Source organism: Streptomyces sp. MCA2, from assembly GCF_023544705.1.
GTDB classification, from domain to species: domain Bacteria; phylum Actinomycetota; class Actinomycetes; order Streptomycetales; family Streptomycetaceae; genus Streptomyces; species Streptomyces decoyicus.
Genome location: NZ_JAMJFM010000013.1, coordinates 23752 through 45687, shown reverse-complemented (window position 1 = coordinate 45687; position 21936 = coordinate 23752). Strand labels below are relative to the sequence as shown.

At 71.9% G+C, this 21936-nt stretch carries 19 protein-coding genes; 17 read left to right on the top strand and 2 right to left on the bottom strand.

Features of this window, described 5'->3' with window-relative positions; genetic code table 11:
* The first annotated feature begins 6 nt into the window (after positions 1 to 6).
* The 6 genes from M8I34_RS13310 to obgE all read left to right on the top strand — a co-directional run bounded on the left by M8I34_RS13310 (position 7) and on the right by obgE (position 8531).
* Positions 7 to 1191: a hypothetical protein gene (locus M8I34_RS13310; RefSeq protein WP_250049665.1), complete on the top strand. Its 1185-nt coding sequence runs from the start codon at positions 7 to 9 to the stop codon at positions 1189 to 1191.
* Positions 1192 to 1239: 48 nt separating this feature from the next.
* Positions 1240 to 2040: a TIGR03936 family radical SAM-associated protein gene (locus M8I34_RS13305; protein WP_250049664.1), complete on the top strand. Its 801-nt coding sequence runs from the start codon at positions 1240 to 1242 to the stop codon at positions 2038 to 2040.
* A gap of 220 nt (positions 2041 to 2260) precedes the next feature.
* Positions 2261 to 6118, top strand: a complete 3858-nt coding sequence (locus tag M8I34_RS13300; RefSeq protein WP_250049663.1) for a ribonuclease E/G — start codon at positions 2261 to 2263, stop codon at positions 6116 to 6118.
* 225 nt (positions 6119 to 6343) lie between these two features.
* Positions 6344 to 6664, top strand: a complete 321-nt coding sequence (gene rplU, locus M8I34_RS13295) for a 50S ribosomal protein L21 (RefSeq protein ID WP_030082047.1) — start codon at positions 6344 to 6346, stop codon at positions 6662 to 6664.
* 14 nt (positions 6665 to 6678) lie between these two features.
* Positions 6679 to 6936 carry a 50S ribosomal protein L27 gene (rpmA, locus tag M8I34_RS13290; protein ID WP_018088248.1) on the top strand — a complete coding sequence of 86 codons (258 nt, stop codon included), beginning with the start codon at positions 6679 to 6681 and terminating at the stop codon, positions 6934 to 6936.
* Between the two features lie 158 nt (positions 6937 to 7094).
* Positions 7095 to 8531, top strand: coding sequence for a GTPase ObgE (obgE, locus tag M8I34_RS13285; protein WP_244414809.1), 1437 nt, complete (start codon positions 7095 to 7097; stop codon positions 8529 to 8531).
* Between the two features lie 115 nt (positions 8532 to 8646).
* Here obgE and M8I34_RS13280 read toward each other — a convergent pair whose 3' ends face one another.
* Positions 8647 to 10743: a HupE/UreJ family protein gene (locus M8I34_RS13280; RefSeq protein ID WP_250049662.1), complete on the bottom strand. Its 2097-nt coding sequence runs from the start codon at positions 10741 to 10743 to the stop codon at positions 8647 to 8649.
* A 466-nt stretch (positions 10744 to 11209) separates the two neighbouring features.
* Between M8I34_RS13280 and proB the strand changes: the two genes are divergently transcribed.
* The 5 genes from proB to M8I34_RS13255 all read left to right on the top strand — a co-directional run bounded on the left by proB (position 11210) and on the right by M8I34_RS13255 (position 16336).
* Entirely contained in the window at positions 11210 to 12307 is a 1098-nt protein-coding gene (gene proB, locus M8I34_RS13275; protein WP_250049661.1) for a glutamate 5-kinase, read from the top strand.
* Positions 12308 to 12545: 238 nt separating this feature from the next.
* Positions 12546 to 13040 carry a hypothetical protein gene (locus tag M8I34_RS13270; RefSeq protein ID WP_250049660.1) on the top strand — a complete coding sequence of 165 codons (495 nt, stop codon included), beginning with the start codon at positions 12546 to 12548 and terminating at the stop codon, positions 13038 to 13040.
* Between the two features lie 72 nt (positions 13041 to 13112).
* Entirely contained in the window at positions 13113 to 14381 is a 1269-nt protein-coding gene (locus tag M8I34_RS13265; RefSeq protein ID WP_244414813.1) for a glutamate-5-semialdehyde dehydrogenase, read from the top strand.
* Between the two features lie 62 nt (positions 14382 to 14443).
* Positions 14444 to 15103: a hypothetical protein gene (locus M8I34_RS13260; protein ID WP_250049659.1), complete on the top strand. Its 660-nt coding sequence runs from the start codon at positions 14444 to 14446 to the stop codon at positions 15101 to 15103.
* Positions 15104 to 15211: 108 nt separating this feature from the next.
* Positions 15212 to 16336, top strand: a complete 1125-nt coding sequence (locus tag M8I34_RS13255) for a hypothetical protein (protein ID WP_250049658.1) — start codon at positions 15212 to 15214, stop codon at positions 16334 to 16336.
* Between the two features lie 17 nt (positions 16337 to 16353).
* Here M8I34_RS13255 and M8I34_RS13250 read toward each other — a convergent pair whose 3' ends face one another.
* On the bottom strand, positions 16354 to 17469 hold the full coding sequence (locus tag M8I34_RS13250) for a M48 family metallopeptidase (protein ID WP_250049657.1): 1116 nt from the start codon (positions 17467 to 17469) through the stop codon (positions 16354 to 16356).
* A 152-nt stretch (positions 17470 to 17621) separates the two neighbouring features.
* Here M8I34_RS13250 and M8I34_RS13245 point away from each other — a divergent pair, with 152 nt between their 5' ends.
* The 6 genes from M8I34_RS13245 to M8I34_RS13220 all read left to right on the top strand — a co-directional run bounded on the left by M8I34_RS13245 (position 17622) and on the right by M8I34_RS13220 (position 21926).
* Entirely contained in the window at positions 17622 to 17771 is a 150-nt protein-coding gene (locus tag M8I34_RS13245) for a hypothetical protein (protein WP_250049656.1), read from the top strand.
* A gap of 118 nt (positions 17772 to 17889) precedes the next feature.
* Complete coding sequence (locus M8I34_RS13240; RefSeq protein WP_030082024.1) at positions 17890 to 18051, top strand: hypothetical protein; 162 nt, start codon at positions 17890 to 17892, stop codon at positions 18049 to 18051.
* Between the two features lie 52 nt (positions 18052 to 18103).
* Positions 18104 to 18715: a nicotinate-nucleotide adenylyltransferase gene (gene nadD / locus M8I34_RS13235; protein ID WP_051817862.1), complete on the top strand. Its 612-nt coding sequence runs from the start codon at positions 18104 to 18106 to the stop codon at positions 18713 to 18715.
* 24 nt (positions 18716 to 18739) lie between these two features.
* Positions 18740 to 20584, top strand: a complete 1845-nt coding sequence (locus M8I34_RS13230; RefSeq protein ID WP_250049655.1) for a LytR C-terminal domain-containing protein — start codon at positions 18740 to 18742, stop codon at positions 20582 to 20584.
* A gap of 257 nt (positions 20585 to 20841) precedes the next feature.
* Positions 20842 to 21276 carry a ribosome silencing factor gene (rsfS, locus tag M8I34_RS13225; protein WP_030984431.1) on the top strand — a complete coding sequence of 145 codons (435 nt, stop codon included), beginning with the start codon at positions 20842 to 20844 and terminating at the stop codon, positions 21274 to 21276.
* Positions 21273 to 21926, top strand: a complete 654-nt coding sequence (locus M8I34_RS13220) for a histidine phosphatase family protein (protein ID WP_250049750.1) — start codon at positions 21273 to 21275, stop codon at positions 21924 to 21926. Before rsfS ends, M8I34_RS13220 begins: the two co-directional genes overlap by 4 nt.
* The last annotated feature ends 10 nt before the right edge of the window (positions 21927 to 21936 follow it).

Genomic DNA, 21936 nt, shown 5'->3' with positions numbered 1-21936 from the left:
GGGCGAATGGAGCCCAGCGACAGGGAACGACAGGTGCCCGCCCGTTACGAGCCGGGCGAGGGCTGTGTGACGACCGTGGTCCGGCTGCCGGTGCGGATCGTGGTGCTGGTGCTCGTGGTGCCGGTGCGCCTGGTGTGGGATGCACTGGCCGCCGCCGGCCGGGCCGTGGACCGCAGCGTGCTGCGCCCCCTCGGCCGCGGCCTCGCCTGGTTGTGGCGCACTCTCGTGGCCGTCCCCGTGGTGTGGGCCTGGCGCACTCTCGTGGTCATCTCTGTGGCGTGGGCCTGGCGGATCCTTGTCGTGATCCCGTTGAGCTGGATCTGGCGGACGCTGATTGTCGCCCCGTTGGTGTGGCTGTGGCGCTCCGTTCTCGCGCCGGCCGGCCGGGGGACCGCCATGGCGGTGGCGTGGCTGGTCCGGTATCTGGTGGTGGTCCCGGCGAAGTGGCTGTACACCTATGTGCTGACGCCGGTGGGGCACGGCATCGTCCGGGTGCTGGGCGCACTGGGCGTGGCCCTGGCCTGGCTCGGCCGCGCGCTGTTCGTGTGGCCGTGGGTGACCCTGTGGCGGTATGTACTGGCACCCGTCGGCCGGGGAATCGGCGCCGCGGTGGCGTGGCTTGTCCGGTATCTGATCGTGGTCCCCGCCCAGTGGCTGTACGCGTACGTCCTGACGCCGGCCGGGCACGGCATCGCCTGGCTGGTGCGCGGCATCGGCGCCGTACTCGCCACACTCGTGCGGTGGCTCGTGGCCGTGCCGGTGGTCACCCTGTGGCGTTATGTGCTGGCGCCGGCCGGGCGGCTGCTGGCAGCCGTGGTGACGGTGGTCGTCCGCGAGGTCGGGGCGGCGTTCGGGCTCTGCTGGCGGGCCGCCGGAATCCTCTCCCGGGCCCTCGGCCGGTTCCTCGGCACGGTACTGCGGTGGGTCTTCGTCGAACCGCTGCGGTGGGTCTACCGCACCGTGCTCACCCCGCTCGGGCACGTCATCCGCGACGGCCTCTGGCGACCCGTCCGGCAGGCGCTGCGCACCGCCCGCGCAACCGTACGGCAGACCCGCAGGGAGATCCGGCGGGCGCTGTTCGGGGCCCCCGCGCAGCCGCCGCGGGCCGCAGCTGCCGCGCCCCGCCGGGAACCGGGAGCTCCCGGGACACGTACTCTAGGTAGCAGTACGACCGCACTCACGAAGGACTGAACGACACTGGGCAAGCGACAGCCCGAAGGCCCGCCGCCCGCACCGGCGGTGCAGCGCATCCGACTGCGCTACACCAAGCGCGGCCGCCTCCGGTTCACCAGCCACCGCGACTTCCAGCGCGCTTTCGAGCGGGCGCTGCGCCGCGCCGAGGTCCCCATGGCGTATTCGGCGGGCTTCACCCCGCACCCCAAGGTGTCGTACGCCAACGCCGCCCCGACCGGTACGGGCAGTGAGGCCGAGTACCTGGAGATCCAGCTCGCCGAGCGCCGCGACCCGGACACCCTCCGCACCCTTCTCGACGAGTCGCTGCCGGACGGTCTCGATGTGACCGACGCGGTCGAGGCCCACACCAGTGGTCTGGCCGACCGGCTCCAGGCCTCGGTATGGGAGATCCGGCTCGACGGGGTCGAGGTACAGGCCGCCGAGCGCGCCGTCGCGGCGTTCCTCGCCGCGGAAGAGGTGCAGGTCGAGCGGCGTACGAAAAATGGCATCCGGACCTTTGACGCGCGGGCCGCAGTGGCGCGTCTGGAGGCCGCAGGTCGCGACACCGATAGGCCCGACGGCAATGCCTGTGCGATACTGCGGCTGGTTGTTCGGCATCTGACACCTGCCGTTCGACCCGACGACGTCCTGTCCGGCCTCCGAGCTACGGCCGACCTGGCGCCGCCGGTCCCCGCAGCGGTGACCAGGCTGGCGCAGGGGCTGCTCGATGAGGAGTCCGGCGCGGTGACTGACCCGCTAGCGCCCGACCGCGACGCTGCCACGGCCGCCCCATCCACGGCCGCCGGGCTGAGTGCCGCGAAGGCGACGAGTGGGGCCTCCCCGGCAGCCGGGGAAGGTACTGCGTAGGACTGCCGTCGTCGCGTCGCCGATCAGCCAGGGAGCCACCCCGGTCCGGCAGACGCACTGACCAGGAGACTTTCGCCGGTCCCTGCCCTACGGGGACCGGTGAGCGAGACGACAGCTCCCGTGCGGCGCCCACGCCCCGGACAGCGGGACCGCGCTCATCACGCGGACCGCGGCCGGAATCAGGCGCGGCGCCCGGGAGCGTGACGGGAGAACCGCCCGCATGCTCGAGCCCATTGAGCCCACCCGCTCCACGCCGTCCGAGGACCGTGGTGCCGACGACAATCACTCACCCAGCGACACGCTGCCGCCGCGCCGCAGGCGCCGTGCGGCATCCCGGCCGGCCGGTCCGCCGTCGGCCGGTGGCGCCGCCGAAGCAGTGGTGAGCACCGAGAACGCCGCCGCGTCCGTGGCCGATCCGGCCCTCGCCGAGGAGACGACCGCTTCCGCGGTCACCACCGGAGACGAGGCCAAGCCGGCCCGTACCCGCCGCCGTGCGACGCGCAAGGTCACCGCCCCGACCGGAGCCCCGCAGCCGGCCGCCGCCGAGCAGCCCGAGGCAGCCGCCGAACCGGCCGCAGCCGAGACATCCGCTGCCGCCGAAACGCCTGCCGAAACGCCTGCCGAGACGCCCGCCGAGGCGTCGCAGACCGAGGACGCCGCGCCGCGCCGCGGCCGCCGCCGGGCGACCCGCAAGGTGTCCGCCCCCGCCGGCCCCCCGCAGGCCGAGGCCGGCCAGGAGCCTGCCGCCGCCGAGGCGCCCGCGCCCGCCGCCCAGCCCGTCGAGGCCGCCGCGGAGGCCGCGCCCGCCGCCGAGGAGACCGAGGACGCCGCGCCGCGCCGTTCCCGTCGCCGGGCCACCCGTAAGGCCACCGCTCCGGCCGGCGCCCCCCAGGGGAGCGACGCCGACGAGGCCGCCGCCGCGACGGACGAGAGCGCCGCACCGGCCGCTCCCGCCGCCGAGGAGGAGGCCCCGGCCCCCGCCGAGGACGCCAAGCCGCCCCGCACGCGCCGCCGTGCCACCCGTAAGGTCACCGCCCCCTCGGGTGCGCCGCAGGCCGCCGGGGAAGCCGAGGAGACCGGGGCAGCGGAAGCCGCGGAGGCGCCGGCCGCCGAGGCCGAGACCGCAGAGACAGCAGAGACCGCCGAGGCCCCCCGCCGTCGGGCGCGCCGCCGTGGCGAGCGTGCCGCGGAGCCGGCCGCCGAGGCGCCCCGTGCCGAGGAGGAGCCCGCGAAGGAGGCGCCGCAGCGCGGCCGTCGCCGCGCGCAGCGGCCGCCGACCGCCGTCTTCCAGGCGCCGGTCTTCACCGAGCCGATGTTCCAGACGCCGGAGACCGCTGCCGCCGCCGCTGCCGCGGCCCGCCAGGAGGAGACCCCGGCCGAGCCGGCCGTGGAGGAGCAGCCCGCCGGCGGTGCGCGCCGCCGTCGCCGTCGTGGCGCCCCGGCCGAGCCCGAGCAGGTCACCGCCGCCCCGGCCGAGGAGCCGGCGGCCGAAGAGGCCGAGGCAGCGGCCGAGCCGGAGACCGAGCAGGCCGAGAGTGGTCACGGCGAGGACGAGTCCGCCGACCGCCCCTCGCGCCGCCGCCGCCGTGGTGGCCGTCGCCGCCGCCGCGGTGAGTCCGCCGAGGAGCAGTCCGCCGAGGGCCGTACGGACGACGAGCGCGAGAGCGCTCAGGCCGAGTCCGAGGAGAGCGACGAGCAGGCCGACGAGCAGCCGGAGACGCAGGAGGAAGCCGACGAGCAGTCGGGCGGCGGCTCCAGCAGCAGCCGCCGTCGCCGTCGTCGCCGCCGTCGCACCGGTGACACCGGCGAGGACGGGACCGGCACCGCCGACGACCCGGAGCGCACGGTCGTCAAGGTCCGCGAGCCCCGTAAGAAGGACGAGAGCACCAGCGCCGACGAGGTGCAGTCGATCAAGGGATCGACCCGCCTGGAGGCCAAGAAGCAGCGCCGTCGTGAGGGCCGCGAGCAGGGCCGCCGCCGGGTGCCGATCATCACCGAGGCGGAGTTCCTCGCCCGCCGCGAGGCCGTCGAGCGGGTGATGGTCGTCCGCCAGAGCGGAGAGCGCACCCAGATCGGCGTCCTCGAGGACAACGTGCTCGTGGAGCACTTCGTCAACAAGGAGCAGGCGACCTCGTACGTCGGCAATGTCTACCTCGGCAAGGTGCAGAACGTCCTGCCGTCGATGGAGGCCGCCTTCGTCGACATCGGCAAGGGCCGCAACGCCGTGCTGTACGCCGGTGAGGTCAACTTCGAGGCGCTCGGCATGTCCAACGGCCCGCGCCGCATCGAGACCGCGCTGAAGTCCGGCCAGTCCGTGCTGGTGCAGGTCACCAAGGACCCGATCGGCCACAAGGGCGCCCGGCTCACCAGCCAGGTCTCGCTCCCCGGCCGCTACCTGGTCTACGTGCCCGAGGGCTCGATGACCGGTATCAGCCGCAAGCTGCCCGACACCGAGCGGGCGCGGCTGAAGCAGATCCTCAAGAAGATCGTCCCCGAGGACGCGGGCGTCATCGTGCGCACCGCCGCGGAGGGCGCGAGCGAGGACGAGCTGGCGCGCGACGTCCAGCGGCTCCAGGCGCAGTGGGAAGAGATCCAGAAGAAGGCCAAGAGCGGCGGCAGTTCCAATGCGCCGACCCTGCTCTACGGCGAGCCGGACATGACCGTCCGGGTCGTCCGCGACATCTTCAACGAGGACTTCTCCAAGGTCATCGTCAGCGGTGACGAGGCGTGGGAGACCATCCACGGCTATGTCGCGCACGTCGCCCCGGACCTCACCGACCGGCTCCAGAAGTGGACTTCGGACGTCGACGTCTTCGCGACGTACCGCATCGACGAGCAGCTGATGAAGGCGCTGGACCGCAAGGTCTGGCTGCCCAGCGGCGGTTCGCTGGTGATCGACAAGACCGAAGCGATGGTCGTGATCGACGTCAACACCGGGAAGTTCACCGGTCAGGGCGGCAATCTCGAGGAGACGGTCACCAGGAACAACCTGGAGGCGGCCGAGGAGATCGTGCGCCAGCTGCGGCTGCGCGACCTCGGCGGCATCGTCGTCATCGACTTCATCGACATGGTGCTGGAGTCCAACCGGGATCTGGTGCTGCGGCGGATGCTGGAGTGCCTGGGCCGGGACCGGACCAAGCACCAGGTCGCCGAGGTCACCTCGCTCGGCCTGGTCCAGATGACCCGTAAGCGGGTCGGCCAGGGCCTGCTGGAGTCCTTCTCCGAGTCGTGTGTGCACTGCAACGGCCGTGGCGTCATCGTCCACATGGACCAGCCGACGACGGCCGGTGGCGGTGGCAAGCGCAAGAAGAAGGGCAAGGGCGCCCAGGCGGAGCCGCATGTCCACGAGGCCGAGGCGGTCGAGCCGACCCCGGACGGTGGCGCGCCGGAGCTGGAGCCCGCCCCCGTGACGGAGGCAGAGCTCCAGCCCGCGGTGGACGGCACCGACGAATGGTTCAGCAGCCCTGCCGAGGCCGAGGCGGCCGCCGGGCGCGGCCGTGGCCGCCGCCGGGTGAGCCGGAAGGTGTCCGCCCCGGCGGGCGCCCCCAAGGCCTCGGAGGAAGCCGCCGAGATCGTCGTCCCGGCCGAGTCGGCGCCGGCGCCGGCAGCGGAGCCGGAGACGGTCCCGGAGCCGGTCGCCGAGGCGCCCGTCGCGGAGCCCGCACCGGCCCGTCCGCGCCGCCGCGCGACCCGTAAGGCGACCGCTCCGGCGGGCGCCCCCAAGGCCTCGGAGGAGGCCGCCGAGATCGTCGTCCCGGCGGAGCCGGCGCCGGCGACGGAGCCGGTCACCGAGCCCGAGCCGGCCGAGGTCGCGGAGCCCGTCGAGGGCGCCGGGGCGGAGGCGGAGCCCGCGGCCAAGAAGACCGCGAAGAAGGCGACGGCGAAGAAGGCCGCCGCCAAGAAGGCCCCGGCGAAGAAGACCACGGCCAAGAAGGCGGCGGCGAAGAAGACCACCACCGCCACCACCGCCAAGAAGGCCGCGGCGAAGAAGACCACCGCGAAGAAGGCGGCGCCGAAGAAGGCGACGAAGGCGACGGCCAAGAAGACCGCTGCCGCGTCGGCTTCCGCGGAGGACTGAGCAGCAGGCCGTGCCCCGGGCCGTCAGCGGTCCGGGGCCGGTTTGACCCCCTGGTCAAGGCCCCGTAACCTTGACCGTCGGTGTCTGTGACACCAAACCCCTGAGCAAACACCTCTCGGTCCGCCGAGGGAGGCCGCTCGTCCATTCGGATTCCACGGGCCCCATCCCGAGCCCGTGTGAGCGGCTGGCATCAGAGGATCCGTTCCTAGCGAAAGAGAGTTCCGCGTGTACGCGATCGTGCGCACCGGCGGACGCCAGCAGAAGGTTGCTGTTGGCGACGTCATCGAGGTAGACCGCATTTCCACCAGCAAGGTCGGCGACACCGTCGAGCTCTCCACGCTGCTGGTGGTCGACGGTGACGCAGTCACCAGCGACCCGTGGGTCCTGGCCGGCGTGAAGGTCCAGGGCGAGGTCGTGGACCACCACAAGGGCGACAAGATCCGGATCCAGAAGTACAAGAACAAGACCGGTTACAAGAAGCGGATCGGCCACCGCCAGCTCCACACGGCGCTGAAGATCACCGGCATCGACGCTCCGGCGAAGTAAGGGACTGAGGAGACATGGCACATAAGAAGGGCGCATCGTCCACTCGGAACGGTCGCGATTCCAATGCTCAGCGGCTCGGCGTGAAGCGCTTCGGCGGTCAGGCCGTCCTCGCCGGTGAGATCCTGGTCCGCCAGCGTGGCACCCACTTCCACCCGGGCACGGGCGTCGGCCGCGGCGGCGACGACACCCTGTTCGCCCTTGCTGCCGGTGCGGTGCAGTTCGGCACCCACCGTGGCCGCAAGGTCGTGAACATCGTTCCGGTCGCCGAGTAATTTCGGCCCGGCCGAGCGATAGCTCAGCATCAGCACCACTCAGGGGCGGACCGCCTTTTCCCGCGACAGCGGGAAGGCCGGTCCGCCCTTGCGTGTTAGTACAGAGACATGCGCGCAGTACAGCGACATACCCGTAGTTATCTGGAGGCACCCCCACCATGACCACCTTCGTGGACCGCGTCGAGCTGCACGTCGCCGCGGGTAACGGAGGCCACGGCGTGGCCTCCGTGATGCGGGAGAAGTTCAAGCCGTTGGGCGGCCCGGACGGCGGCAACGGCGGCCGCGGCGGCGATGTGATCCTGGTCGTCGACCAGGACGTCACCACCCTTCTCGAATACCACCACCACCCGCACCGCAAGGCCACCAACGGCCAGCCGGGCGCGGGCGACAACCGCTCCGGCAAGAACGGCCAGGACCTGGTCCTGCCGGTCCCCGACGGCACCGTCATCCTGGACCGTGAGGGCAATGTGCTCGCCGACCTCGTCGGCCAGGGCACCACCTTCGTCGCCGGCCAGGGCGGCCGCGGCGGCCTCGGCAACGCCGCGCTGGCCTCCGCCCGCCGCAAGGCCCCCGGTTTCGCGCTGCTCGGCGTGCCCGGCGAGGCCCGCGACATCGTGCTGGAGCTCAAGACCGTCGCGGACGTCGCGCTGGTCGGCTACCCGAGCGCCGGCAAGTCCTCGCTGATCTCGGTGCTCTCCGCCGCCAAGCCCAAGATCGCCGACTACCCCTTCACCACCCTGGTGCCCAACCTCGGTGTGGTGACGGCCGGTTCGACCGTCTACACGATCGCGGACGTCCCCGGCCTGATCCCCGGCGCGAGCCAGGGCAAGGGCCTGGGCCTGGAGTTCCTGCGGCATGTCGAGCGCTGCGAGGTGCTCGTCCACGTCCTGGACACCGCGACCCTGGAGGCCGACCGTGACCCGGTCTCCGACCTCGACATGATCGAGGAGGAGCTCAAGCAGTACGGCGGCCTGGAGAACCGGCCCCGGATGGTCGTCCTCAACAAGATCGACGTCCCGGACGGCAAGGACCTCGCCGACATCATCCGCCCCGACCTGGAAGAGCGTGGCTACCACGTCTACGAGGTCTCCGCGGTCGCCCATATGGGCCTGAAGGAGCTGTCCTTCGCGCTCGCCGATGTCGTCTCCAAGGCCCGCGCGGCAAGGCCCGTACAGGAATCCACCCGTATCGTCATCCGGCCGCAGGCCGTGGACGACGCCGGCTTCACGGTCACGGAGGAGGGCGAGAACTTCTACCGTGTGCGCGGCGAGAAGCCCGAGCGCTGGGTCCGGCAGACCGACTTCAACAACGACGAGGCCGTCGGCTACCTCGCCGACCGCCTCAACCGCCTCGGTGTCGAGGACGCGCTGCGCAAGTCGGGCGCGCACGCGGGCGACGGCATCGCCATCGGCCCCGAGGACAACGCCGTCGTCTTCGACTGGGAGCCGATGATGGCGGCCGGCGCGGAGATGCTGGGCCGGCGTGGCGAGGACCACCGCATGGAGGCGCCCCGTCCGGCCGCGCAGCGCCGCAAGGACCGGGACGTGGCGCGGGACGAGGCCGACCAGGAGTACGAGGGCTTCAAGCCCTTCTGACGGCCCGTCCGGCGGTCCGCTGCACCGCACAACGGGGAAGGCCCCCGGGAGTTCTCCTCCCGGGGGCCTTCCCCGTTGGCGTTCTGCACCGAGGCCGTGAGCGGCCCGCTGCGGCCTAGACGGCGGCCGTGGTGTCCGAGGCGCCGCTGGCCTCGTGCTCGGCCGTCTCGGAGGCGTCCATGTCCTCCTGCGAGCGCTGGCCGGGGATACCGGACAGCCGGTTCTCCATCCGGATGCGCCGCTCGTCGGCCTTCGCGCACAGATCCAGCGCGGCCTGGTTGAAGCGGACCGAGGACGGCGGGTCCGACGGGCCCAGCAGGTGCTCCTTGAGCTCGGCCCGCTCCGCGGCCAGGGTGTCCTGCTCCGGGTCGCGGACCGCGTCGAGGAGACCGGCCACGCCGTCCGCCTCGGGCGTGAGGATCGTCGCCGCCCGCACGGTCGGGAAGTTCGCCCGGAAGTCGTCCTCGCTCATCCCCGAGGTGTTGGCGACCGCGTACGGCTTCTCGCTGCTCAGGTAGTCCGAGACGACGCTGGAGACATCGCTGATCAGCACATCGGCCTGGTTGAAGCAGCTGAAGATGCCGGGGCGGGCGGTGGTGATGATGCGGTGCTCCCACCGGGGGAAGGACTTCCAGTACGCCTCCTCCCAGGCGGTGACGGCCGCGGCGACGGCGGCGGCGCGGCCCTCCTCCGGGGTGCCCTGAAGCCGCATCCGCTCCAGCTCGTCCGCGCTCTTGCGGAACGCGGACGTGGTCAGCGCGTTGAGCGCCTCGGTACGGCGGGCCAGCTCGGCGGCGGCCTCCGGGCCCGGCCGCTCCCCGCTGCGCCGGGTGTTGGCCTCCGTGATCATCGCCTGGATGCGGGTGTTGGCGGCGCCCGCGCGCGGGTCCACGGAACCGGTCATCGGGTGCGGCTTGTACAGCAGTTGCACGTTCTCGTCGGCGAGCAGCTCGCGGACGATGTTCTCGCCCGCCAGGATCACCGAGGTGTTGCCCGGGTTGCCGTCCCAGCCTTCCCAGGTCGGGGCGTACAGCACGGTCGTCATCCGGTCGGCCGGGGCACCGTCCTGCCGCTGGATCGGCTCGATCGGGGCCAGCTGGGGGCGCCCGACCTCGATGACGTCCTTGTCCTCGACGCCGATGTCGGCGAGCTGGTAGCGGTCACGGGCCGCCGGACCCGCCACCCATACCTCGTCGTACGCCTTCGCGTACGGGTTGCAGGAGGACAGCTTGTCGCTCTCGCCGTGGTTGGTGAAGGCGTGCTTGATGGAGGGGATGCGCAGGATCTGCGAGGTCTTGCCGGAGTTCGCCGGGTGCAGCAGGACCTTGAGCGTGGAGTGCTCCAGCCGCATCAGGTTGGCGACCTTGGGGATGCAGACGATCGGCACGTCCGTGGCCTCGATCTTCTGCACCATGAAGCGCTCACGGAGCACGATGATCGGGTTGCCGTCGAGGGAGGCCAGCGTGCTCAGCCACATGTTGGCCTGGTAGGCGGAGGAGGAACCGCCGGAGAAGTACATGCCGACCGTCGGCCGGTACTCGGCCAGCCAGTTGTCCAGCCAGGCGAGGGCCTGCTTCTCGCTGGCCACCCGCTTCTTGGGCAGCAGCCAGGTGCCCAGGTAGAGCGTGCCGCCGGCGGACAGGGTCAGGGAGACGGCCAGGCCGATGCCGCCCCAGTACGCGTCGGTGGTGATCGAGGTGAGCATCATGCCGACCGTGGTGGGCACGGAGAAGCGCAGCAGCCGCCGGCCCGTCTGGCGGGAGAGGATGCGCGGCGGGGCGTCGCACAGCCGCAGCGCGCTCGCGTCGATGTTGCGGGTCACGAACGGCATGCTGCGGGTCCTGCGGACCAGCACCGCGACCGCCTGGCACACGAAGTGGGTGCCGTAGAAGAGGAGCAGCGTGATGGTGAGCGGCGCCTGCTCCTCGAGCGGGTTGATGCCGTCGATGTGCAGCAGGCCGACCAGTATCAGCATGTCGCGCAGCAACTGGCGCACCGTGACATCGAACCGGATCCGGCCGAGCACCGCGAGCAGGCCGGGCTGCTTGTGCTGGAGGACCAGGTCGAGACCCAGGTTGACCACGGATGCGGCGATGAACAGCGGGATGACGGGCAGCAGCGCACCGACCAACTGGGCGGTGAACGCGACCATCATCGCGAAGAGTGCCGCGAGCTGGACGGCTCGGCGGGGGGCGATTCCGGCGGAAGGCACGGGGGAGGGCTCCTGGCAGCACGAATGGTCAGGGGGAGGCCGAGGGGGGCGGCCGGGTCCCGCGCTGCGACGCCGCCGGAGCGGCGAAACGGGACCGATGGACACCCGACCGTATGACCTTGTTGGCCTTGGTGACAATCTGCTGTGGCTCTCATCACCGCGAAAGCGGACCAATCGAACGCAACCTCTTGGCCTCGGCTTCCGTCTTAAGGAAAACCGCGTGGCCATGAAAAATCCCGGAAGTAGGGCCCGGGAATTGCGGCCCCCATTCTGCGCCCTCGGGTCCGCGCCGGGTCCGGCCGGTCCCTCCGAAGGGCGTCCGCCAGGCGATATCACGAAGCGCCCGCAGGCCGCCCTGCCGTAGATTGCGCCCGTAGGGCCGTGGTGCGGGTCGGGCAGGGATCCCCCGTACGGCGGTGGGATCGGCGAGCACAGGGGTATGCAGGTGGCAGGCGCAAGGCAGGACGTGAAGGACGCTCGCCGGATCGTGGTGAAGGTCGGCTCCTCCTCGCTGACCACGGCCGCCGGGGGACTGGACGCGGACCGCGTGGACGCGCTGGTGAACGTGCTGGCCAAGCACCAGGACAAGGAGATCGTGCTGGTCTCCTCCGGAGCCATCGCGGCCGGTCTGGCGCCCCTGGGGCTCGACAGGCGGCCCCGCGACCTGGCCCGGCAGCAGGCCGCCGCCAGCGTCGGCCAGGGCCTGCTGGTCGCCCGCTACACCGCCTCGTTCGCCCGCTACGGCCGCCGCGTCGGCCAGGTCCTGCTGACCTCCGACGACACCAGCCGCCGGGCCCACTACCGCAACGCCTACCGGACCCTCGACCAGCTGCTGGCCATGGGCGCCGTACCGATCGTCAACGAGAACGACACCGTCGCGACCGACGAGATCCGCTTTGGGGACAACGACCGGCTGGCGGCCCTGGTCGCCCATCTCGTCCGCGCCGACCTGCTGATCCTGCTCTCCGACGTGGACGGCCTCTACGACGGCGATCCGGCCACCCCCGGCACCTCCCGGATAGCCGAGGTGCGCGGGCCCGAGGACCTGGCGGGCGTCTCCATCGGCAGCGCGGGCAAGGCCGGCGTCGGCACCGGCGGCATGGTCACCAAGGTCGAGGCGGCCCGGATCGCGGCCGCGGCCGGCATCCCGGTCGTCCTGACCTCCGCCGTGCACGCCGCGGACGCGCTCGCCGGCAGCTCGACCGGCACCCACTTCCTGCGCACCGGCCGCCGCTCCGCCGACCGGCTGCTGTGGCTCGCGCATGCCTCGACCCCGCGCGGCGCCCTCGTGCTGGACGACGGAGCCGTGCGGGCCGTCGTCGAACGGCGCTCCTCCCTGCTGCCGGCCGGCATCGCTTCCGTGGACGGGGAGTTCTCCGCCGGTGACCCGGTCGAGCTGCGGGACGGCGACGGCCACGCGGTCGCCCGCGGGCTCGTCAATTTCGATGCCAGGGAAATCCCCCGATTGATGGGCCGTTCGACCCGCGATCTCGCCCGCGAGCTGGGCCCCGCCTACGAGCGGGAGGTCGTGCACCGCGACGATCTGGTGCTGCTGCACCCCTGAGCACGCCCCCTGGGCCGAGGGTCGTCACGCTCCGTGCACATTTTCCCCCGCATGGTGCGGAGACCAGCCTTTCCGTACAGACCTTGGGGAAAACGCCCCGCGACGGGCCGCGGACTGGTCAACTTTGTTGCGGAGGCGCCGCAGGGGAGCGGCGCCCGCAGCGCACGAGCGCACCCGCCGACGTACGACGGCTCCGCACCCCCGAGGGCGGAGCGATTCGCATCACAGGAGGCCGCCGGTGAGACGAGGGCGCCCAGGGGCCCTGCCCCGAGGGGCGGCGGAACGCACGCTGACCAGCGTCGGGACCGCCGAGGACACCGGCCGGCCGGACGAGCGGGACGCGGAGGGGGACAGGGCGGCGCGGCCCGGACCCGAGGGCGGGCGCCGGGAGGCGTCCCGGCTGTGGCACATCACCCTCAGTGTCTCCGGCGCCGAGGCCCCGCTGAAGGAGGTCAGGCGGGCGCTGGAACAGCTCGCCCACGACCACCCCTTCCTGCTGACCAGCCGCTACGCCAACGACCACGCCGAGATCCGCTACTGGGAGGAGGCGCGGGACCTGCACGACGCCGCGGCGGTCGCGCTGCGGCTGTGGGGCGAGCACCGCTCGACGGCCAGGCTGCCGCCGTGGGAGATCGTCGGCCTGGAAGTCATCGACCGCGAGACCTACCACCAGCGCATCGCGGAGGGGTACGGCCCGCCCCCGGCCTCACCGGTCGGCGTCCATCCCTTCTGACCAGCGGTCGTCCGCGTCCCGCGCTGTGAGATACGGCGTGGCCGCGGCCTGCCGCCCCGCTAGGCTGCCGCCATGACCAGCAGCGCATCGCACTCCTCGCCCGTCCTCGAGACCGCCCGCCGCGCGCGGGAGGCCGCCGCCGTCCTGGCGCCGCTGCCGCGTACGGCCCGTGACGCAGCGCTGCTCGCCATCGCCGACGCCCTGGTGGCCAAAACCGGCACCATCGTCGCCGCCAATGCCGAGGACACCGCGAAGGCGCGGGCCGCGGGCACCGCCGAGTCGATCGTGGACCGGCTCACCCTGACCCCCGAGCGGATCGCGGCCATCGCCGCCGATGTCCGCCAGGTCGTGGCGCTGCCCGACCCGGTGGGCGAGGTGCTGCGCGGCTCGACCCTGCCCAACGGTCTCGACCTGCGGCAGGTCCGGGTCCCGCTCGGTGTGATCGGAATCATCTACGAGGCCCGGCCCAATGTGACGGTGGACGCCGCGGCCCTGTGCCTGAAGTCCGGCAACGCCGTGCTGCTGCGCGGCTCGTCCTCCGCGTACGCCTCCAACAGCGCCCTGGTGGACGTGCTGCGGGACGCCGTCCGGAGCGCCGGGCTGCCCGCCGACGCGGTGCAGCTGGTGCCCGGCGAGAGCCGCGACTCGGTGCGCGAGCTGATGCGTGCCCGCGGTCTGGTCGATGTGCTGATCCCGCGCGGCGGCGCGTCCCTGATCCGTACGGTCGTCGAGGAGTCCACGGTCCCGGTCATCGAGACCGGCACCGGCAACTGCCACGTCTACGTCGACGAGGCCGCCGACCTCGACATGGCCGTCGACATCCTGGTCAATTCCAAGGCCCAGCGGCCCAGTGTCTGCAACGCCGCCGAGACGGTGCTGGTGCACGCCGGGATCGCCGAGAAGTTCCTGCCGCGCGCCCTGGCGGCGCTGACCGAGGCCGGGGTGATCGTGCACGGTGACGCCGCCTGGCAGCAGGCGGGTCCCGGGCTGGTCGCCCCCGCCACCGACGAGGACTGGGCGACGGAGTACCTCTCGTACGACATCGCGGCCGCCGTGGTGCCCGACCTGGACGCGGCGGTGGCGCACATCCGGCGCTGGACCTCCGGCCACACCGAGGCGATCGTCACCACCTCGCAGGCCGCCGCCCGCCGTTTCACCCAGTTGGTGGACTCCACCACGGTCGCGGTCAATGCCTCGACCCGTTTCACCGACGGCGGCCAGTTCGGCTTCGGCGCGGAGATCGGCATCTCGACGCAGAAGCTGCACGCCCGTGGCCCCATGGGGCTGCCCGAGCTGACGTCCACCAAGTACATCCTCACGGGCGACGGCCACACCCGCTGAAGCGTCCCCCGGATTCCCCGTTCTCTCTGCCCAAAAGGACCGCCCGGGGCTAACCTGGACGGGTGTCGGACGACGTGGGGGGCAAGCCGTTCCCGGACGGTGAAGAGCCCGACGAGCACCACCACGGGAGCCACGGAAAAGCGGACGAAGAATTCGCCTCCGTGGTCTTCGACGAGGAATTCGTCCGGTCCGCGCAGATTCATGAACCCTCGGCGGTCGAGCGGATGCTGGCCGCCGCCGAGGCGCGCGCCGAGGCCGAGGCGGCCCGCTCCGGGCCCGGCTTCGGCCCCGAGGGCGACGACCCGGACGAGCTCGGCCCCCGCGGCCACCGCCGCGCCCGGGGAGCCGACGACTACGACGGGTACAGCGACTACCCGGAGTACGAGGACGACGGTGAGTACGGCGACTACCCCTACGGCCCGTACGGGCCCTACGGCGGTGCGCTGCGCCCCTACCGCGGCAGCAGCCGCTGGCACCGGCCGGTGGCCTGGGTGCTGGCCGTGGTGATGGGCATCGGGCTGGTCGCGCTGGCCTTCAGCGCCGTCTACCGGGGCTCCTCGGGGCGGACCCAGAGCCCGGCACCGGCGCCCACGTCCAGTGGGGTGGACGCCCCCACCACGGCCGGTATGGACAGCGTCCGGACGGCGCGGCCCGGCCTGCCGTCCGTGCCGTCGGCGGGGCCCGTGCGCCCGTCCTTCTCGGCCGTGCCCAGGCCGAGCTGACGCCGTGGCGCGCTGCCCGCAAAGCGGGTTTTTGAAACGGAATCGAACCGGTGAACTTGTCCGGCGCCCCAGCGTTTACCTTCGCCCCGGCAGACCTACTCTTGTTGTATGACCGGGCCTGGTGACCCTCCCGAAGGGACGCCCAACGGCGCCCAGGGAGGCGGTGAGGACGAATACCGATCCGTCGTCTTCGACGAATCGTTCGTGCGGGCTGCTCGGCTACAGGAATTCTCCGCGGACGAGCGGCTGGGCGAGCATCACTCGCCGGCGGTCAGGACCCGGCATGCGTGGATGCGGCTGGGCGGCTCCCGGCAGGCCGTCCTGCTGGTGCTGCTGATCGTTCTCGCCTTTGGCACCGCCGTCTACATGGGCATCCGCCACCCGTACAAAACCCCGGAGACGGTCCGGTCACAGCCGTTGCGCTCCGCGGTGGTGCCGCTCGCGCCGGCCGGTGAGGTGCCGGGCGCCACACCCGAGGATCTCTTCGCCCACAGCCCCGCGGCCAACTACCGGATCGGCGCCGCGGGCGTGAATCTGCCCCCCGTCACCCGCACCGAGCACTTCTCCGACGGCCAGCTCGTCTCCGCCCTGACCGTCGCGAAGGACTACATCGTCCGCTCCTCGCTGGACCCGGACACCCTCACCGGCGGCTCCGTACGGCCGGTGCGGCTGCTGCTCGACACGAGCCAACTCGACCAGTTCGACCGCAGCCTGGCGCGCCCCGACGACAACGGTCACAATGCGGCGACCGGTTGGCTGGTCCGCTTCGACCCGAAGCAGACCCGGCTCGCCGACCGGAACGTACGGGTCAACGGCACCCTCTCCGCCTCGGAGCTGAGCCCGGACGCGCTCGACGTGACCGCCGACTACACCTTCGTCTACGCCGTACGGCCCGCCCCGGGCGCGCAGGACGCCGCTCGGGCCCAGGACGTCGGCAAGGCCACCCCGGGCGCCGCCTCGCTGGTCACCGTCCGGCGCGAGGTGCACTTCCGGCTGAGCCGCGAGAACCTCACCGACCACCGCCTGGAGGTGCTCCAGAGCAGCCTCCAGGCCGGGCCGCTGGCCTGCTCCTCGAAGCCGGCCGACGCGCTGCGCCCGCTGTTCGCGGGACAGCACGCCGGCAAGGACCGGCCCACGGGCACCGACCCCTATGCCAGGGACCGTGCCAACCCCTCACTCTGCGGTGAGCTGGCGCCCTCCGCCCAGCCGAAGCCGCGGCATCCGATCCGTTAGGAGCCCCTTAGGGGCCCTTAGGAGCCCTCCGGGCGGTCGGTTCCGCCGGTTCCGCCGGTTCCGCCGGTGCCGTTGGCGCCGCCCGAGCCGTCGGGACGCGTGCCGCCGCCACGGAAGACCGTGTCGCGCAGCTTGCCGCCCAGATCGCCCGCGCCGCCGGCGATATCGCGCACCAGACCCATCAGCGGGTCCTTGCTGTTGCGCACCGAGTCGGCGTAGTGCGCCGCGGAGTCCCGGAAGGAGTCGGAGACCGAGGTGTCCTTGTCCTCGTCCCGGCGCGGGTAGTGGCCGTCCATGATCCGCTGGTAGTCGCGGCTCTCCGCCCACTTCTTCAGCTCGGCCGCCCGCACGGTCGTGAACGGGTGGCTGCGCGGCAGCAGGTTGAGGATCTTCAGCACGGAGTCGCGCAGATCGCCGCCCGACTCGTACTCCTCCGCCTGCTTGAGGAAGGCGTCGACATTCATCTCGTGCAGATGATTGCCGCCGGCCAGCTTCATCAGACCGCGCATCGAGGCCTTCAGATCCTGCCCGACCAGCAGCCCGGCGCGGTCCGCGGAGAGCTCCGACTTGCGGAACCACTCGCGCAGTGCGGTCACGATCGCCATGATCGCGACATTGCCCAGCGGGATCCAGGCGACCTTCATGGCCAGGTTCGTCAGGAACAGCAGGATCGTGCGGTAGACGGCGTGCCCGGACAGGGCGTGCCCGACCTCATGGCCGATGACCGCCCGCATCTCCTCCTCGTCCAGCAGCTCGACCAGGCCGGTCGTCACCACGATGATCGGCTCGTCCAGACCGATGCACATGGCGTTGGGCTGCGGGTCCTGATTGACGTACATCGGCGGGACCTTCTCCAGGTCCAGGATGTAACAGGCATCGCGCAGCATGTCGTTGAGGTGCGCGAACTGCTGCTCGCCCACCCGCACCGAGTCCGACAGGAACAGCAGCCGAAGGCTGCGCTCCGGCAACAAGCCGCTGAGCGTCTTGAAGACGGTGTCGAACCCGCTCAGCTTGCGCAGCGCCACCAGCGCCGACCGGTCCGCCGGGTGCTCGTACGACCGCGACGAGATACCGGGGAACCGCCGCCGGTCCCGGCTCGGAACGTTCGCGCTGCCGCCTGGGCTCTCCGTCATTGGGGCCTCCCCCTGTTCGACTGCGTGTGTTTCAGACTAGAGGACGCCACCGACAGCCGAATGGATGCTCGGGCGTACGCTGGCGATCGCACCAATGCCCGCACAGGCCCGTACAAATGACCACACGGGCCGTACCAGAGGAGCGCACCGTCATGCCGTATCCGAGCGTGCTGCTCGCCGCAGCCCAGGAGACCGCCAGGGACGGCGGGCCCGGGTGGATCCTGCGAACCGTGATCATCGTCGGCGTCGTGGGCGCCGCCCTGCTCGCCTGGTTCCTGCTGCGCGGCTACGGCCAGGACTGACCCCGCGGGCTCCCTCCGGGCGCGTCCGGGCGGAGTCGCCGTGAGCCCGCGGTGAGACGGCGCTTACGATGTGGTGGAAGTCTCCGCCCGACCCCAGCCCGGATTGGTCCTGCTGACGATGAGCCTGCACTCCACCGCACAGTCCCTGGTTTCCCTCGCCGCCGAACCCGGACACGAGGGCGGTCACGCCAGCCTCAGCCCCTTCGTGACCGGCGGTGGCGCCCTGGTTGTCCTGCTTCTCCTGCTCTGGATCACGACCCGCTTCAACCGGGACCGCTGAGCCCCGGCACCCGGCCCCCGGTATCGCGCGCCGCCCAGTAGGGTCTGCACGCATGGGAGAGCACACAGGGCCCGTGAAGCGGCGACTCGGAGTGATGGGCGGGACGTTCGACCCGATCCATCACGGACACCTGGTCGCCGCCAGCGAGGTGGCCAGCCAGTTCCACCTCGACGAGGTCATCTTCGTACCCACGGGACAGCCGTGGCAGAAGAGTCACAAGAAGGTGTCCCCGGCCGAGGACCGGTATCTGATGACGGTCATCGCGACCGCCTCCAATCCGCAGTTCTCCGTCAGCCGGATCGATATCGACCGTGGCGGCAAGACGTACACGATAGACACGCTGCGTGATCTGCGGGCGGAGCACCGTGACGCGGATCTGTTCTTCATCACCGGCGCCGATGCGCTCAGCCAGATTCTGACCTGGCACGATGCCGCGGAGCTGGTCTCGCTCGCCCACTTCATCGGGGTGACCAGGCCCGGCCATGTCCTCGCGGACCCCGGGCTGCCCGAGGGGGCGGTGTCCTTGATCGAGGTGCCGGCGCTGGCCATCTCCTCTAGCGACTGCCGCACGCGTGTCGCCCAGGGGGATCCGGTCTGGTATCTGGTGCCGGACGGTGTGGTGCGCTACATCGACAAAAAAGAGCTGTACCGCAACGACCGCTGACGGGGCTGACGGAAAGGGGCACCGGTGAGCGACCGACAGGATCCGTACGGGCCGCAGGACCCGTATGCCCACGACCCATATGCCCAGGGGCAGCAGGGGCAGCAGGGGCAGACGAGCTACACCTACGACGCCTACGGGCGGCCGGTGTACCGCGACGCCGCACCGTCGTCGTACGAGCAGCACTACGACGCCTACGGGCAGCCGGCCGCCCCGGCCGCCTACGAGGGCTACGACCCCTACGCCGGCCAACAGGGCGGCGGCCAGGCCCCGCAGGCGCAGCAGGGCCACCCGACGTACGAGCAGGGGCAGGCGGAGTACGGCTATGACCCGTACGACGGCCGGCAGGTGCAGGCCCAGCCGGGCTATCCCCAGCAGTACGACCCGTACGCCCAGCCCCAGCAGCCCCAGCAGCAGCCGCAGCAGCAGGAGTGGATCCCGCAGCAGGCCCAGCAGTCCCCGTACGAGCAGGTCTCCTACGCGGAGCAGCCCCGCTACGACGAGCCCGCTCCGCAGCACCAGGACAGGCAGCCCCGGCCGCCGGCCCCGCGCGCCCCGGCGGACGACACCGTGCAGCAGGGTCCCGCGAGCGGCTCTCCCGGGCCCTCGGCCGACGACCCGGAGTACCGCACGGAGCAGTTCTCCTTCATCGAGGAGCCGGACGAGGACTCCGAAGACGTCATCGACTGGCTGAAGTTCACCGAGAGCCGCACCGAGCGGCGCGAGGAGGCCAAGCGGCGCGGCCGCAGCCGGATCGTGGCGCTGTCCGTCGTGCTGGCTCTGCTGGTCGCCGGCGGCGTCGGCTATCTGTGGTGGGCGGGCAAGCTGCCCGGTCTGGCGGGCCCCGGCACCGGACCGGCGGCCGCGGCAGGCGGGCAGAAGCGCGACGTCCTCGTCGTCCACCTGCGGGACACCAAGTCAGGGAACAGCTCCACGGCGCTGCTGGTGGACAACGAGACCACCCACAAGGGCACCACCGTCCTCCTGCCCAACAGCCTCATCGTCTCCAAGGACGACGGGACCAGCACCACGCTCGGCAAGTCCGTCAAGGACGACGGCACCGAGCCGACCCGGGACTCCCTCAACAGCCTCCTGGGCGCCGACCTCAAGGCCAGCTGGCGGCTGGACACCCCGTATCTGGAGAACCTCGTCGAGACGGTCGGCGGGATCACCCTCGACACCGACGCCACCGTGCCCGGCGCCAAGAAGGGCGCCTCCCCGGTCGTCAAGCAGGGCAGCGCCCAGGACCTCAACGGCCAGGCCGCCGTCGCCTACGCCACCTACCAGGCGCCGGGCGAGCCCCAGACCCGGCAGCTCCAGCGGTTCGGCCAGGTCATGCAGGCGACCTTGAAGAAGGTCTCCAGCGACGCCGACGGCGCCACCGCCACCGTGAAGTCGCTGCTCCAGGTGCTCGACCCGCCGCTCACCGAGGGCCAGCTGGGCAGCTCGCTGGCGCAGCGGGCGGAGCTGGCGAAGACCGGCGGGTACGGCACGACCATGCTGCCCGTGCAGGCGAACGGCACGCTCAGCCCGACGGCCACGGCCGAAGTGGTCAAGAACGTGCTCGGCGGCACGGTCAAGAAGACCGCCCCCGACGCGACCGCCCGGGTAGCGGTCCGCAACGCCACCGGCAACCCGGGAGCCACGAAGAAGGCGCAGGTCTCGCTGCTCAACGGCGGCTACAGCTTCGTCGACGACGGCACCGGCAGGGCCGCCGCCACGTCCCGGATCACCTACGCGGACGCCGCCCAGAAGGCCAAGGCCGCGGAGGTCGCCAAGACCCTGGGCCTGCCCGCGGGCGCGGTCGGGCAGGGCAAGGGCGCGGCGAACGCCGACATCACCGTGGTCCTGGGCCAGGACTACAAGGGCTGACCGGACGCGCTCGGCCCCGCCGACGAGGAACGGCGGGGCCGAGCGGTCCCGAATCCGGCGCTGACCAGCCCGGACATCGAAACCGACCAGAGGGTTCGAAAACCCAGTCGGGAGTGTCGGTGGTCCGTGAGACCCTTGAGGGGTACTTGACCGCCGATCCGGTCGCCCATGGGGACTGCGGCGCGCGCCGCGGCTCAGCAGTGAGCCAGCTGCCCCGCCGGGCCGGAAAGGCTGCCCCTCGACCCGGAAAGCCGCTTGTGACCGCCACGGACCGTTCCATCGAGCTCATCAACGCCGCCGCCCAGGCCGCGGCCGACAAGCTCGCGCACGACATCATCGCGTACGACGTCAGCGACGTCCTCTCGATCACCGACGCCTTCCTGCTGGCCTCGGCGCCCAGCGACCGCCAGGTCAAGTCGATCGTCGACGAGATCGAGGAACGGCTCAACAAGGACCTCGGCGTCAAGCCGGTCCGCCGCGAGGGCGACCGCGAGGCCCGTTGGGTGCTGCTGGACTACGTCGACATCGTGGTGCACGTCCAGCACAGCGAGGAGCGCGTCTTCTACGCGCTCGAGCGCCTGTGGAAGGACTGCCCCGAGATCGACCTTCCCGAGGAGGCCAAGGCCACCCGCGGCAAGGCCGCGGAGCACGCCGACGCCACGGCGGGCGAGCAGGACGGAGAACTGCTCTGAACGGCACCAAGGGCGGCCGGGGCCGCCGCATCGTCCTCTGGCGCCACGGCCAGACGGCCTGGAATCTGGAACGCCGCTTCCAGGGGTCGACGGACATCGAGCTGACCGAGGAGGGCCTCGGCCAGGCCCGCCGTGCCGCCCGGCTGCTCGCCGCCCTCGGACCGGACGTCATCATCGCCTCCGACCTGCAACGGGCCGCGGCGACCGCCGACGAGCTGGCCGCGCTCACCCGGATCGACGTGACGCACGACGCAGCCCTGCGGGAGACCTACGCGGGCTCGTGGCAGGGCCTGACGCACGACGAGATCCTCGCGCAGTACGGCGAGCAGTACACCGCCTGGAAGCGCGGTGAGCCGGTGCGGCGCGGTGGCGGCGAACTGGAGACCGAGGTCGCCGACCGGGCCGCTCCCGTGGTGCTCAACCACGCCGACAAGCTGCCCGAGAACGGCACCCTGGTCGTCGTCAGCCACGGCGGCACGATCCGTACCACCATCGGCCGGCTGCTCGGCCTGGAGGCCCATCACTGGGAGGGCCTGGGCGGTCTGTCGAACTGCTGCTGGTCCGTGCTGGGCGAGGGCGCGCGCGGCTGGCGCCTGATGGAGCACAACGCCGGCACTCTGCCGGTGCCGGTGCTCGGCGACGACGACTGACCCCGCAGGG